At 67.2% G+C, this 204-nt stretch carries 1 pseudogene; it reads left to right on the top strand.

The features are described 5' to 3' along the window. A pseudogene (locus CCN35_RS29820) lies at positions 1-204 on the top strand (acetyl-CoA C-acyltransferase); the annotation flags it as partial.

Here is a 204-nt window from a genome sequence, read left to right as displayed (position 1 = left end):
GATCAACGAGGCCTTCGCCGCCCAGGTGATCCCCTCCTACCGCGAGCTGAACATCCCGCTGGAGAAGCTGAACGTCAACGGCGGCGCGATCGCCGTCGGCCACCCCTTCGGCATGACCGGCGCCCGCATCACCGCCACGCTGATCAACTCCCTCCAGTTCCACGACAAGCAGTTCGGCCTGGAGACGATGTGCGTCGGCGGCGG

It is taken from the genome of Streptomyces thermovulgaris (assembly GCF_002155915.1).
Classification (GTDB): Bacteria; Actinomycetota; Actinomycetes; order Streptomycetales; family Streptomycetaceae; genus Streptomyces; species Streptomyces thermovulgaris.
This window is presented reverse-complemented; position numbering and strand designations above follow the sequence as displayed.